The organism is Streptococcus hongkongensis (genome assembly GCF_053206145.1).
Window position 1 is genome coordinate 1 of the sequence record NZ_JBRUGD010000013.1, and the last position, 15,090, is coordinate 15,090.

Sequence of the window (15,090 nt, forward strand, 5' to 3'; positions counted from 1 at the left end):
TTGTTCCTTTTTCTACAAAATCAGGATTTTGCAGAGACTTTCAACAGGTGGAATCTTATTTTTCTGTTAACGCGGCTAAGCCTGGTAATTCTTTTCCTTCTAATAATTCCATTGATGCGCCACCACCGCGTCACAAATACTTCCATTATCAAAAAAGGTCACAAAAGTGACCTTTTTCTAACATTCCAGTTTTGTTCCTTTTTCTACAAAATCAGGATTTTGCAGAGACTTTCAACAGGTGGAATCTTATTTTTCTGTTAACGCGGCTAAGCCTGGTAATTCTTTTCCTTCTAATAATTCCATTGATGCGCCACCACCTGTTGAGATCCATGAGAATTTATCAGCACGGCCAAGATTGATTGCTGCTGCTGCAGAATCTCCACCACCGATGATAGATTTAACACCTGGTTGTTTTACAATAGCATCCATAACGCCAATTGTTCCTGCTTGGAAATCAGGGGTTTCAAAGACACCCATTGGACCATTCCAAACAACAGTTTTGGCACCTTCAAGTGCTTCTTCAAATTCAACAATTGATTTAGGACCAATGTCTAAACCTAGGAAACCTTCTGAGATAGCTTCACCATCAGTATCACGTACTTCAGTATATCCAGCAAATGCATTAGCTTCTTTAGAGTCAACCGGAAGGATTAATTTACCATTTGACTTTTCAAGAAGTTCTTTAGCAACCTCAAGTTTATCTTCTTCTACTAAAGAGTTCCCAATCTCAATACCTTGAGCTTTGTAGAATGTATAAGTCATCCCACCACCGATTAGGACTTTATCAGCTTTTTCAAGTAAATTTTCAATAACACCAATTTTATCTGATACTTTTGAACCCCCTAAAATAGCAACAAAAGGACGCTCTGGTGTTTCTACTGCTTCTTTAATATAAGCAATTTCATTTTCAAGTAAGAAACCTGCTACTGCTTTATCAACATTAGCAGAAATACCAACGTTTGAAGCATGGGCACGGTGTGCAGTACCAAATGCATCATTAACAAAGATACCATCTCCGAGTGATGCCCAATATTTACCTAGTTCAGGATCGTTTTTAGATTCCTTTTTGCCATCTACATCTTCAAAACGTGTATTTTCAACAAGTAAAACTTGTCTATCTTCAAGAGCTTCAATAGCTGTTTCAAGTTCAGCACCACGTGTTGAACCTGGGAAAATAACATCTTGACCAAGTTTTTCTGCTAAGTTTTTAGCAACTGGTGCTAGTGATTTGCCATCTTTGTCTGCTTCTTCTTTTACACGTCCTAGGTGAGAGAAAAGAATTGCCCGGCCACCATTTTCAACAATATATTTAATTGTTGGTAGTGCCGCAGAAATACGGTTATCATTCGTGATAACACCGTCTTTTAAAGGTACATTAAAGTCAACACGTACAAGGACTTTCTTACCTTTTAAGTCAATGTCTTTTACAGTCATTTTAGCCATTTGAATAGACTCCTTAATATTTTTTATACTGACTATTATATCATATTTATTTTCAATAATCTAAAATATGAAAACAATAAATTAATTATTTCACAATTTTTTCACTAAAAAAAGGAAGAGAATTCTCTTCCTTTCATGCTAATGATAATTATTTAGCAATTTTTGCGAAGTACTCAAGCGTACGAACAAGTTGAGCAGTGTAAGACATTTCATTGTCATACCATGAAACAACTTTAACTAATTGATTTCCATCAACAGTTTGTACTTTAGTTTGAGTAGCATCGAATAATGAACCGAAAGCCATACCAACGATATCTGATGATACGATTGGGTCTTCAGTGTAACCATATGATTCATTAGCTGCTGCTTTCATAGCTGCATTAACTTCTTCAACTGAAGTTTCTTTGTCAAGAACAGCTACTAATTCAGTTACTGAACCAGTTGGAACTGGGACGCGTTGAGCAGCACCATCAAGTTTACCATTTAATTCAGGGATAACAAGACCAATTGCTTTAGCAGCACCAGTTGAGTTAGGAACAATGTTGTTTGCACCAGCGCGAGCACGACGTAAGTCACCACCACGGTGTGGTCCGTCAAGGAGCATTTGATCACCAGTGAAAGCGTGGATAGTAGTCATTAAACCTTGTTTTACACCAAAGTTATCTTGTAAAGCTTTAGCCATTGGAGCAAGACAGTTTGTAGTACATGAAGCACCTGAGATAACTGTTTCAGTTCCATCAAGGATATCATGGTTTGTGTTAAATACAACTGTTTTCACGTCATCTCCACCAGGAGCAGTGATAACAACTTTTTTAGCACCGTTTGCATGTAAATGTTTTTCAGCAGCTGATTTTTTAGCAAAGAAACCAGTTGCTTCAAGAACGATTTCAACACCGTCAGTTGCCCAGTCAATTTGTTCTGGATCTTTTTCAGCGGAAACTTTAATGAATTTACCGTTAACGTCAAATCCACCATCTTTAACTTCTACAGTACCGTCAAAACGACCTTGAGTTGTATCATATTTTAACAAGTGTGCAAGCATGTTTGGATCTGTAAGATCGTTGATACGAGTTACTTCAACACCTTCAACATTTTGAATACGACGGAAAGCAAGACGTCCGATACGACCGAAACCGTTAATACCAACTTTAACTACCATTAGTGATTTCCTCCTTATGAAAATCAAAAGAATTATTATTAAAGGGATTTCTCCCTAACTATATTGTGAAAAGATTAACTTGAAGATATCCCCAAAAACCTTTCAACATGACTATTATATAACTATTTCAGAAAAAATGCAAACGAAATAGCCATTTTCATTATGGTAACAAAGCGGTCTATTCCATATTCTACAAGCATCAACGAAAATCCAATTTCTGTTCTATATCATAAATTTTTATAACTACTGGAGCAAAAAAAGATTAGGATTTCACTCCTAATCTTTCTTTTCAGTGACTATTCACCGTGATTTTTTTTGATAATTTCTTCTTGTACTGATTTAGGAACATCTTCATAGTGGTCAAACACCATCATGAATGTACCACGTCCTTGAGTTGCAGAACGAAGAATAGTTGCATAACCAAACATTTCAGCAAGTGGAACAAAGGCACGAACAACTTGTACATTTCCACGAGCTTCCATACCATCAACACGTCCACGACGAGCTGTAACGTGTCCCATAACATCTCCTAAGTTATCTTCTGGAGCTGTTATAGTAACAAGCATCATTGGTTCTAGGATAGCTGGTGCAGCAGATTTAGCTGCTTCTTTAAGCGCAAGTGATGCAGCAATCTTGAAGGCAGTTTCTGATGAATCGACATCATGGTATGATCCATCGTAAAGTTTTGCTTTAACGTCTACAATTGGGTATCCCGCAAGAACACCGTTAGCCATAGATTCAACAAGACCTTTTTCAACAGCTGGGATAAATTCACGAGGGACAACACCACCAACGATAGCATTTTCAAACTCGAACCCTTTACCTTCTTCGTTTGGCGTAAATTCAATCCAAACATCACCAAATTGACCTTTACCACCAGACTGGCGTTTGAAGAATCCACGTGCTTGTGTTCCTTGACGGAATGTTTCACGGTAAGATACTTGAGGAGCACCTACGTTTGCTTCAACTTTGAATTCACGGCGCATACGGTCAACAAGAACGTCAAGGTGAAGTTCACCCATACCAGCGATAACAGTTTCACCAGTTTCAACGTTAGTTTCAACACGGAAAGTTGGATCTTCTTCAGCAAGTTTTTGAAGGGCAACACCCATTTTATCTTGGTCTGCTTTAGATTTAGGTTCAACCATTAATTGGATAACCGGTTCTGGAACATTGATAGATTCAAGAATAACTTTAGCTTTTTCATCAGTTAATGAATCACCAGTTGTAGTATTTTTCAAACCAACAGCCGCAGCAATATCACCAGCATAAACTGTTTCAATTTCTTTACGAGTGTTTGCGTGCATTTGAAGAATACGACCAATACGTTCACGTTTGTCTTTAGATGTGTTCATAACATATGAACCACTTTGAAGAACACCTGAGTATACACGGAAGAATGTTAGACGACCTACGAATGGGTCAGTCATAATCTTGAAGGCAAGAGCTGCGAATGGTTCTTCATCAGAAGCAGGACGAGTTTCTTCTTCTTCTGTATCAGGATTGATACCTTTGATTGCAGGAATATCAAGTGGGCTTGGTAAGTAGTCAATAACTGCATCAAGCATCATTTGAACACCTTTATTTTTAAAGGCAGATCCACACATTACTGGGAAGAACTCAACATTAATAGTAGCTTTACGGATAGCAGCCATCAATTCTTCATTAGTGATTTCTTCACCTTCAAGGTATTTCATCATTAATTCTTCATCAGTTTCTGCAACAGCTTCAACTAATTTTTCACGGTATTCTTCAGCTTGTTCAACGAATTCTGCTGGGATGTCCTCTTCAAGGATGTCTGTACCAAGGTCATTAGTATAGATTTCAGCTTTCATTTTGATCAAGTCAATAATTCCACGGAAATCATCTTCAGCACCAATTGGTAATTGAATTGGGTGAGCATTTGCTTGAAGTCTATCATGTAAAGTGCTTACTGAGTAAAGGAAATCTGCACCGATTTTATCCATTTTGTTAGCAAAAACGATACGTGGAACACCATACTCAGTTGCTTGACGCCAAACTGTTTCTGTTTGAGGCTCAACACCTGATTGTGCATCAAGAACTGTTACTGCACCATCAAGTACACGAAGTGAACGTTGAACTTCAATTGTAAAGTCCACGTGTCCTGGTGTATCAATGATATTTACACGGTGTCCATCCCATTGAGCAGTTGTTGCTGCTGATGTGATTGTGATACCACGTTCTTGTTCTTGTTCCATCCAGTCCATTTGAGAAGCACCTTCATGTGTTTCACCGATTTTATGAATTTTACCAGTGTAATAAAGGATACGCTCTGTAGTTGTTGTTTTACCAGCATCAACGTGAGCCATGATACCGATATTACGAGTTTTTTCAAGTGAAAATTCGCGAGCCATTAGGTTATTTCTCCTATATTTTTATTTAATATGAATATTATATCATTATTTATAAAAAACGGATAGGCAGGACCTACCCGTAATCACGACAATCTTAACGACTTAGACTTAAGCAATCTTAAATCTATTAGTCATCATCTTACCAACGGAAGTGAGCAAATGCACGGTTAGCTTCAGCCATTTTGTGAGTATCTTCACGTTTTTTAACAGATGCACCAGTATTGTTTGCAGCATCCATAATTTCTTTAGCAAGACGATCTTTCATAGTATGTTCACCACGAGAACGTGATGCATTTACTAACCAACGTAGTCCTAATGTAGTACGACGTTCTGGACGAACTTCAACTGGGACTTGGTAGTTTGATCCACCAACACGACGTGCACGTACTTCAAGTACAGGCATGATGTTGTCCATTGCTGTTTCAAATACTTCAAGAGCATCCGTTCCAGTAGCTTCTTTGATAGCTTCAAAAGCATCATAGACGATAGTTGCAGCAGTACCACGTTTACCATCAAGCATAACACGGTTGATAAGACGTGTTACGATTTTTGAGTTATATAATGGATCTGGTAATACTTCGCGTTTAGGCGCTTGATTTTTACGACTCATTTGTTCTTATCCCCCTTCTATTATCCTTTAGGACGTTTAGCACCGTATTTAGAACGGCCTTGTTTACGATCCGCAACACCTGCAGTATCAAGTGCTCCACGAACGATATGGTAACGTACCCCCGGAAGGTCTTTTACACGTCCACCACGGATAAGTACCACACTGTGCTCTTGCAAGTTGTGGCCAATACCTGGGATGTATGCAGTAACTTCAATAAGGTTGCTCAAACGTACACGAGCAAATTTACGAAGGGCAGAGTTAGGTTTTTTAGGTGTCATAGTTCCAACACGAGTTGCAACACCACGTTTTTGTGGTGCAGACATTTTAGTGTGAACTTTTTTGTGGCTGTTGTAACCGATGTTTAAAGCTGGTGAATCTGATTTTTCAACTTTAGATTTACGTGGTTTACGTACCAACTGGTTAATTGTAGGCATCTACATTCTCCTGTATTTTTTTATTTTTGGTTGATATAGCGCTGGTGACAACCTATATCCGGGTGTACTTTTTGCAACAATTGTCAGCACGTCTCTGTACACTTTTGAGAGACCAAAAGTAAAAAGTACCGTCTACTATAGTAACATAGACGATCCTTTTTTGTCAATCAAATTTTAGTTGATTTTTTCTATAATCTTCCTTGTCTTTTAAGTTTAACACCTGCAAGACCAACAGCAGATAACATGACAACTCCAGCCCTTACGGCACGTTGAGTACTTTCATCGTTAGCAGCACCTATACTACTTACCGTTGTTGAACCATAGTAGTCTGATTCACGACTCGTGTCACTAACACTATCTACAACTTTTTTTAGAACACTCTGACTTGGTAATGATTCTGGAACTACTGCAACAATTGCCTGAGCAATCTTACTCGCCTCATTTGTTAACACCTTGTTAGATTCCGTCATTACTGAAGACGTCGCTGTAGCAATTTTTTCAGAAATCTCAGCTTTAATTTGTGCGACTTCCTTCTCTGATTTTTGATCCATTGCAACTGGTTTAGACTCTTGTTCAACAACTTCCGAAGACACAGCACTGATTAGTTCTGCACCCACTACTGCTGCCAACTCTGGTGCAACCTGTCTATCCACAACCGCTTTTTTCAACGGTGCAGGTTTTGCTACAACCATCAGCGCTTGTGGCTTAACAGTTGGTGCTAGAGCTTGAGTCTGGTTTTTAACCTTCGCTTTTTCTGCGTTTGCTTTTACAACCGTATTTAATAGCGTCAATTGTTTTTCAGATAGTTTAATAGCATCTAGCAATCTTGTTCTGGTTGAGTACAATGCCGCTAACGTTTCTTTATTCGCTTTTAATTTCGCCTTCGTTACAACTAATTCTTTTTCAGCCTTAACCAAAGCATCACGAGCAACAGTCACACGATTTGGATTTTGTTTTAAGGTCAACAGTTTTTCCAAATTGGTTTTTTTATCAACCAAGCTAGTAACTTGTGCCGAAGCTTGTATCAACTTACCTTCAAGTGTTTTTAATGAAAGCTTAGCGCTGTTCAAACTTAGAAGAGTGTGATCAAGTTTCGCTTTAACATCTGCTTGTTGCTTCTTAGCTGATGCTAGTTGAATACGCAAACCCTCTTTAGATTGCTTAGCCTGAATTGATTGTGCTTCAAACTTAGCCAAACTTTGCTTAGCAGCGGTTAATTTTGTATTTAATTGCGTAACTTTAGCTTGCGCTGTTTTTACAACCTCTTCTGATGAAAGATGATTTAAGCGATTTTCAAGAGTTGAAATATCGCCTTTTATAGTAGAAATAGTGGTTTTCAACTTCTGAATTTGAGTAGCATTGTTAACCGTTGTTTTTCCAGCAACTACTTGTTTCGTGCTAAATAAATTCGGATTTTGGATATTTGATTTCGGAATAAGTAAGAAATGCGTATCCAAACCACCTACTGATTCTGTTGAGAAACCTAAGTAAATTGGATTACTTGAATTTGCTTTATCTGTACGTAGAAAGTTAATTGCGTGTCCCCAAGTATTGCCATGTAAATCATCTGTAAACAGCATATACTTAAGTGTATTGTAGATACTTCTCTTGATACCATTAACTGTGTGAAGGTCATCAAACATTCCGAAGTTTTCATACATATTGTCGTCTTTAGCTTTTAAACCAACACGACTTGCCGAGCTTTCAATAATCGTCCGGTCATGCGGTCCAATTCCGTAGTGGCCACCAGCTCCAACTTGCCCATATGTAAAGTAAGGGATACTATTTTTATGAGTCGCTTTATATTGATCAGTTACCATACGAGCAAACTGTTGAGAACCTTCTGTAACGACAATTTGCGATAAGTTCAATTGCGAACGAACAGAGTTTAACATCTGTGCCGTAAACAGCGCCAATTCATTTTGAACATCAGCTGTTAAATTGTCAAGATTAACTTGACGATTGATGTCTTTAGCAATATCTTTATAACTATTTAACACCATTCCTTTTTTAGCTTTCGAACTAATCCTTTGTTCAAGGGCTTGAAAGGCAACATTATAGGGCCAAGAACCAATATAGCCGCTAGCAGCTAATTGTTTTAACTCATTAATTGGATAGCTTGATGGTAATACAAAGGTATTATTTCCTACAATATTGGTTGAGGTTTGCGTCAGTTGAGACTGCGCAGCATTTAATTCAGCTTGCTTTGCAGTAAGCGCTGATTTGTTTGTTGTAAGACTAGTTGATAATGAACGTTTAGTCTCTTCCTTAACTAGATTTAAATTAGATTGAGCTTTTGTTAAATCAGTTGTTGTAATTTTGACTGCTTTTTCGGCAGCTGCAATTTGTGATGCAATAACTTCCGGTTTGTTAACCATGGTTGTTACATCTGCAACTGTTTTGTCTGCAGATGCTACTTTTGCCACAAGAGCTTTAGCTGCTTCATTTTCGTTTGCTACAAGTTGCCTTTGTTTTTCAACATCTGTACTGACTAGTTTTTCATTAGCCCGCGCCTGCACCAGATCTTGGTTAGTTTGATTTAATTTAGCTTGATTGTCCGAAACAAGTTTCGTAAATTCTTTATCATTTGCTATTGATACAACAGTAAGGGTATTTTGGGCACTAGCTACTGCTTTTTCTTGACTAGCAACACCTGACATTAAATCAGAAACTTCCAGACTCTTTTCTTTAATATCTTGATTAACTTCAATGAGCTCTGTTTGTTGCGTTACTAATTGCGTTTGAGTCTTTTTAACTGCAGCACTCGCAGCCTCTGCACTTAAAGGCACAAGCGATGATTCCTTATTAGAATTTCCGTTTCCTTTTGGCGATAAATCATCAGCCTTAACCTGATGCGTCACACCCACACTAGCTCCAAGTAGAGCAAGCGTAGATGTTAATGCGATTGTGGCTTTGATGTGGTTTGTTTTCGCGTTATCCAATTCCATGATTCTCTCTTTTCTTCTTTGGTGTTAATCAAAGATATTCCCAAGCTCGACAACGACATTGTTATTTTTAACATCAATTTCTGATACTTTTAACAATGACTTGTAAGCCATGTCTTCTCTCTCTTCTTGAGCGTTTTCTGCAAATACGGCTACGCCAACTAAGGTACTATCAAATTCCGTTAACAAACTAATCATCCCTGTAATTGTACCACCACCCTTAAGGAAGTCATCTACAATTAAGACACGACTATTAGGTTTTAAGCTTCGCTTAGATAAGAACATTTTTTCAATACGATCACTTGATGCACTGGCATAATTAACAGATACTGTTGATCCTTCAGTAATTTTCAAATCACGGCGAACAATGACAAACGGTACATTAAGTATGTTTGCAACTGCATTCGCTAAAGGAACACCTTTAGTAGCTACCGTCATCACAGCATCGATTTTTTGTCCTTTAAAAGCATTTGCAATAATACGCCCAATATTTTGCAAGGTTTTGGGCGTACTTAGAATATCAGATAAGTAAATATAGCCTCCAGGAAGGATTCTATTGTTTTCTGATAACTGCTGACACAAATCTTCCACAATAGCTATAGCTTCTTCTTTTGAAATAGTTGGTGTAAAAATAACCCCACCACTGGCACCAGTTAGTGTTTCTATTTCACCAATATTTGCCTCTTCAAAGGCTTTTTTTATAATGGCTATGTCTTCTGAGATAGATGATTTTGCTGCTTCATATTTCATTGCAAAAGTGTTTAAACTTGTTAATTTATAAGGGTTGTTGATCAGATAATTTGAAATGACAACCATACGTTCACTACGTCTTAATTTCATATTTGCCCCATTTTATTGTACTTTTAATAAGTATAACATATTAGACAGAAAAAGACGAACGTTCAGAAAAAAATATGTTCATCTTTTAACATTTAACATGTGTTTGTAACATTTGCTGATTTTTCCTTTTGAAAAAACCTGACAAACCTTATTATATTAGGATTTAGATACTTTCGAGCAAAAAAACTTTGCCTAACTTGCCTTCCAATTTAGATATAACAACTACTTCTAGAAGTAGTTGTTATTGTCCACCTTTTCTGATTATCACACCTGCATTATTGCTTGCAAAATCATGTATTTTCTCGTCACTAATATCTATCATAAGCTCATCAAAATAAACTTTTGGAATACCATGAAAACGATGTATATAGCCATTTAAAAATTGTATTTCAACAATCTCATTTTCCCAACCAATATTGTCAATTAGTTGTGAGGGTATTTTTTCTCTTTTCACTCTTTTTCCTCCGTCCATGCCGTATTAGTCACATAAGTAAGTTAACACGTGAAATGATGCTATGATAAGAAAATTTAGGCACTTTTATTATATCACATTATAGCTACCATACTCATAATAAGTGAACCAGAAATTGCACAGTCTGTAAGACTTAGACCAGACCCGTTATATTGATTAAAACATACTAAGATTAGTAGTGAGGAAATCTCCGACGGGAGAGAGTACTTACTACTAATCTTAGTATGTTTTTGATGCTTTTTAAATGGCATAAGAGGGCATTTTTTAGACTTGGGCTAAAAAATGAGTCATGGAATTCCTAAAGGAAGTCGCTGACGTCCCTGCCAAATAAAAAAGCAACAAAAAAAAGTGAAGACTATACTTTGTCTTCACTCTGAGATAGGTCATTTTTGACCTATCTTTTTAATATTTCGGCTTATAGAAGGAACGATTATCCATTGCAAAAATTTTATTAGTCATCTCGCCTTCAGATACACGATTTAAAGCAGTGGTCATCATCATCATATTTGCATCAATGTTATCAATCATATGAAGAATCTCCGCCTCTAGTATCCTTGGGCGTACTGGACTACCATACTCCAATTGACCATGATGACTCAAAATTAAATGGCGTAATACAATCACTTCTTCTTTAGTGTCATCAATACCAAGTTCATTGATGACCTTAGTAATTTCTTCATTAATCAATGAGATATGCCCAATAAGATTACCTCGAATAGTATACTCAGTACGGTCTGGTCCAGTCAACTCGATGACCTTAGCCAAATCATGCAACATAATTCCAGCAAAAAGCAGACTCTTGTTCAAATTTGGATAGATATCACCAACACTATCAGCCAATCTTACCATTGTTGCCGTATGATACGCTAAACCCGACTCAAAGGCATGATGATTAGTCTTAGCAGCAGGATAAGTGTAGAATTCTTTATCATATTTACGATATAAAGAACGTACAATACGTTGCCAAGTCGCATTTTCAATTTTAAAGAGCATTTGTTCCAGATAGTCCTTTACTTCCGTAACGCTGACTGGGGCCTTTTCTTTAAAATCTTTCGGATTGTTTGGTTCGCCATCGCGCGTTTTACGTAAGGTTATCTGGTTAACTTGCGGCGTCCCATTATAAACTTCTCGTCTACCTTTCATGTAGACAATTTTACCAGCCACAAATTCCTCCACATTATAAGTTTGAGCATCCCAAAGATTTCCCGAAATTTCACCAGAATCATCTTGAAATGTGAAAGCAATAAAATCCTTACCAGCTCTTGTTTTTCTGACTTCTGCAGATTTTATGAGGTAAAAGCCATCAAATAGCTGATCCTTTTTCATTTGATTAATCTTCATTGTAATCCTCTTCTAAAATTGGCATATTCAATAATGCTTCTGTTTCTTTATCTTGGTATGTTTCAACTTTGGCTAAGGCTCTAACAATAGCATTGGTTCTTGTTGAAATTAATTTATCAAGTGTTGAATTTGCAGTATTGATTTGCTTTTGTGCTTGAACCAACATCCCACCAAATTTTTCAAATTCTACTTTTACATTGCCTAAAATCTTACTAATGTCGTCAGCATTTTTTTGTAAATTTAAAGTTTTAAAGCCAACGGATAAGGAGTTTAATAGAGCAGATAAAGTTGACGGCCCAGCGACTACAATGTTATCTTCTCTGCGCAGTGCATCAAAAAAGGCTGCATTACGAACAACTTCTGAATAAAGTCCCTCTGTCGGTAAAAACATAATTCCAAAATTTGTTGTTTCTGGAGGATTGAGGTATTTTTTGTTGATATCTTTAGCAAATCGCTTAATAGCTGCTAAAAGTGCCTTACGTGATAACTCAATCTGAACCTTGTCGGCAGTCTCATAAGCTTCTTCCAAACGATAGTAATCTTCCAAAGGAAACTTGGAATCGATTGGTAGATAAATATAGTCCCCTTGAACATTGCCAGGTAATTTAACAGCATACTCCACGCGCTCTGTCGAACCCTTAACTGTCGGAAACTCACGTTCATATTGCTGAACAGTGAGGATATCTTCAATAATTTGCCCTAATTGCAGCTCCCCAAGAATTCCTCGTGTCTTAGTATTTGATAATACTTTGTTAAGCGTCCCAACATCTTTAGCAACACTGCGCATCTCGCCCAAGCCCTGGTTAACACTTTCCAACTGTTTAGATACCGTCTCAAATGAAACTTGCAGACGATTTTTGAGTGTCGCCTCCAACTTCTCCTCAACGGTATGACGCATCTCCTCCAAACGTTTTTCATTGGATTCTTGCATCTCTTTGACAGACTGACCCAGCTGATGTGAAATAGACTCTAAACGTTGGTCTGAGCGATCACGATTCTGCGTTAACTCTTGATGTAGCAATAGCTTTAAATCATTAAGTTGTTGAAAGAGGTCAGCTTGTTGCCGATTCATTAAACGCGTCACTTCAACAAGCTGACTTTTACTAAACATTTCTAGCTGATAGCTGAGCTGATCAGATAAATTATCAGCATTATTTTCTAAACTCTTACTAAGCTGATCTTGCAACTGTTGCACTTTAAAATATAGCCCAAGTGCAACGCCCAAAACTGCTAAAAGAATTAATAAGGTTAAAATATCCACCCTATCTCCCATCTTTACTCTGAATAACAATTAGATAGCCACTTGAGATAGTGACTTCTATGGGATGCCCTGAAAATTCATTACTTGAATACATTTTCTTTTTAAAAAAATTAGAGCTATTTAAATCATATTTGGCACCCGAAATGGTTAGATCCTGATCTGCATCTGCCATAAAAGCAACATAGGTCATTTCAGGATCTGCATCGATGATATGAGAACCACAAGGTTTGTATGAAACGGAGTTTTGCTGATCTCTTAGAGTAATCTGCATCATAAAGGGTGCAATCTCAGGATCACTTGGTAAGAAGATATTGGACATGAGATGGTCTAAGCGACCACCAAAGGCACCAAAAATCGTCACCTGAGCATCTGGATACTGGGCAAATACTGTTTTTAATGCCAACTCTGTATCTGTATCATTCTTTTCAGCAGAAGATCTGATAACTTTTTTTGCCTTCTCTTTTATATTCGTAAATTCTTGGGGAGAAACTGAATCAAAATCGCCAACGGCAATTTCAATCGGCAGCGCATGCTTTAGTAAGAATAGATTGCCCCTATCAATGCCAACAAATAAGTCAAAATCTGTTTGGTAGTAGGACAATTCTCCCCCAGCAAAAAGAGCAATTTTAGTCATTTAAAGCCTTTCTTAAGGTTTGGACTTGGCTAACCAAATCATTTGCTTTGAAGAGGTATGAGCCAGCTACAAAAACGTTTGCTCCTGCTTCTTTGCAGGCCGCGATTGTTTTGTTGTCGACACCGCCGTCAACTTCAATATCAAAATGCAAACCTTTTTCCTGACGCATTTTTGCTACAGCCGTAACTTTTCTTAAGCAATCAGAAATGAAAGCTTGTCCGCCAAAACCTGGATTGACGGTCATTATTAAGACTTGGTCAACTAAAGCAAGGACTGGTTCAAGTGCCTCAACTGGTGTTCCGGGATTAATGACAACGCCCGCTTTCATACCAGCAGCTTTGATTTTTTGGAGTGCCCCATGGATGTGCTGTGTGCTTTCCGTATGGATTGTCATTATATCTGCCCCAGCTTGTGCATAAGCATCCACATAACGCTCAGGATTAACAACCATTAAATGACAGTCGAAAACTAATTTGCTGTGCTTGCGTAAACTAGCAACAACATCTGACCCAAAGCTAATATTGGGTACAAATTGCCCATCCATAATATCAATATGAACATATTCTGCATCTGTTTCTTCAATGCGTTTTAGCTCCTTGGCAAAATTAGCATAGTCAGCAGCTAAAATCGATGGCGCAATTTTATAGTTTGTCATGGGGAATCCTACTTTCTTTTAATTACTTTTTTAAATGTTTCACGACGATTTTCAATTTCACTTAGAAATTGCAGGTAATTGTCATACCGCTTTTGCCATATATCTCCTTCAAGAACGGCCTCTTTGACAGCACAATTTGGTTCGTGACGATGACTACATGATCTAAATTTACAGGCATGACTAAAATGACGAATTTCGGGAAAAGCCTCACTGAGATCTTCTGCATTATCAATCTCATAATCCAAGGATGAAAATCCTGGAGTATCAGCAATTTTCCCACCATTGACATTATAGAAACTAATAGCACGCGTTGTATGACGTCCACGTCCTAAACTATCCGAAATTTCTCCCGTTTCTAAAGCTAATTCCGGTGAGATTTTATTTAACAAAGTTGACTTACCAACTCCTGTTTGTCCCATAAATACTGTTACTTTACCAGCCAAAAGGGGTAACAGATCCTCCATAGTCAATACAAAGTCATAACCAATTGCTTGATAACGTCTACTAATTGATTCAATTGAAGAGAAATCAGCTAACAAATCCATTTTAGACATATAAATTATTGGTTTAATCCCTTTATGTTCTAAGAGCACCAAAAAGCGGTCAAGTAAGTTACTATTAAACTCTGGTTCTTTGACCGACATGATAACAACTGCTTGATCTATATTTACGATTGGTGGTCGGACTAAGCTATTTTTACGCTCGTCAATTGACAAGATATAACCTTCGGATTGGTCGTCAGCGGTAAATTCAACCCAGTCACCAACATAGGGGGTTTGCCCCTTTTTTCTAAAATTTCCTCTAGCTCGCGTTTGATAGACGTGATTTTCTGATTCAACATAGTAAAATCCGGCCAGCGACTTAACAATTCTTCCTTGCAATGAGACTCCTTTTAATCATGTGATAGCTCTATTGTAACAG

The 15,090-nt window shown here is 37.5% G+C and carries 13 protein-coding genes; all 13 read right to left on the minus strand.

Translation table 11 applies throughout. From position 1 onward, the window contains the following. Positions 1-246 precede the first annotated feature (246 nt). The gene (locus ACVRZD_RS08290; RefSeq protein ID WP_037626161.1) at positions 247-1,443 is read right to left on the minus strand and encodes a phosphoglycerate kinase; all 1,197 of its coding nucleotides are present in this window, start codon (positions 1,441-1,443) and stop codon (positions 247-249) included. Between the two features lie 148 nt (positions 1,444-1,591). Beyond that, entirely contained in the window at positions 1,592-2,602 is a 1,011-nt protein-coding gene (gene gap, locus ACVRZD_RS08295) for a type I glyceraldehyde-3-phosphate dehydrogenase (RefSeq protein WP_037626163.1), read from the minus strand. A 296-nt stretch (positions 2,603-2,898) separates the two neighbouring features. Next, positions 2,899-4,977, minus strand: coding sequence for an elongation factor G (gene fusA / locus ACVRZD_RS08300; RefSeq protein ID WP_447450427.1), 2,079 nt, complete (start codon positions 4,975-4,977; stop codon positions 2,899-2,901). Positions 4,978-5,116: 139 nt separating this feature from the next. Continuing rightward, positions 5,117-5,587 carry a 30S ribosomal protein S7 gene (gene rpsG, locus ACVRZD_RS08305; RefSeq protein ID WP_037626165.1) on the minus strand — a complete coding sequence of 157 codons (471 nt, stop codon included), beginning with the start codon at positions 5,585-5,587 and terminating at the stop codon, positions 5,117-5,119. A 20-nt stretch (positions 5,588-5,607) separates the two neighbouring features. After that, complete coding sequence (gene rpsL, locus ACVRZD_RS08310; protein ID WP_037626167.1) at positions 5,608-6,021, minus strand: 30S ribosomal protein S12; 414 nt, start codon at positions 6,019-6,021, stop codon at positions 5,608-5,610. A 188-nt stretch (positions 6,022-6,209) separates the two neighbouring features. Next, on the minus strand, positions 6,210-8,969 hold the full coding sequence (locus ACVRZD_RS08315) for an SEC10/PgrA surface exclusion domain-containing protein (protein WP_037626169.1): 2,760 nt from the start codon (positions 8,967-8,969) through the stop codon (positions 6,210-6,212). Between the two features lie 24 nt (positions 8,970-8,993). After that, positions 8,994-9,806 carry a pur operon repressor gene (purR, locus tag ACVRZD_RS08320; RefSeq protein ID WP_037626170.1) on the minus strand — a complete coding sequence of 271 codons (813 nt, stop codon included), beginning with the start codon at positions 9,804-9,806 and terminating at the stop codon, positions 8,994-8,996. A 241-nt stretch (positions 9,807-10,047) separates the two neighbouring features. Further along, positions 10,048-10,260 (minus strand): KTSC domain-containing protein, encoded by a 213-nt coding sequence (locus tag ACVRZD_RS08325; RefSeq protein ID WP_037626172.1) that lies wholly within the window; start codon positions 10,258-10,260, stop codon positions 10,048-10,050. A 420-nt stretch (positions 10,261-10,680) separates the two neighbouring features. Further along, positions 10,681-11,619, minus strand: coding sequence for a 3'-5' exoribonuclease YhaM family protein (locus ACVRZD_RS08330; protein ID WP_037626174.1), 939 nt, complete (start codon positions 11,617-11,619; stop codon positions 10,681-10,683). Continuing rightward, the gene (locus tag ACVRZD_RS08335) at positions 11,609-12,880 is read right to left on the minus strand and encodes a DNA recombination protein RmuC (protein WP_037626176.1); all 1,272 of its coding nucleotides are present in this window, start codon (positions 12,878-12,880) and stop codon (positions 11,609-11,611) included. The genes ACVRZD_RS08330 and ACVRZD_RS08335 overlap by 11 nt, the downstream gene beginning before the upstream one ends. Before the next feature lies 1 nt (position 12,881). Beyond that, positions 12,882-13,514 carry a thiamine diphosphokinase gene (locus ACVRZD_RS08340; protein WP_037626177.1) on the minus strand — a complete coding sequence of 211 codons (633 nt, stop codon included), beginning with the start codon at positions 13,512-13,514 and terminating at the stop codon, positions 12,882-12,884. Further along, positions 13,507-14,169, minus strand: a complete 663-nt coding sequence (gene rpe, locus ACVRZD_RS08345) for a ribulose-phosphate 3-epimerase (protein WP_037626179.1) — start codon at positions 14,167-14,169, stop codon at positions 13,507-13,509. The genes ACVRZD_RS08340 and rpe overlap by 8 nt, the downstream gene beginning before the upstream one ends. An 8-nt stretch (positions 14,170-14,177) precedes the next feature. Next, positions 14,178-15,050 (minus strand): ribosome small subunit-dependent GTPase A, encoded by an 873-nt coding sequence (gene rsgA, locus ACVRZD_RS08350; RefSeq protein ID WP_037626181.1) that lies wholly within the window; start codon positions 15,048-15,050, stop codon positions 14,178-14,180. Positions 15,051-15,090 lie beyond the last annotated feature (40 nt).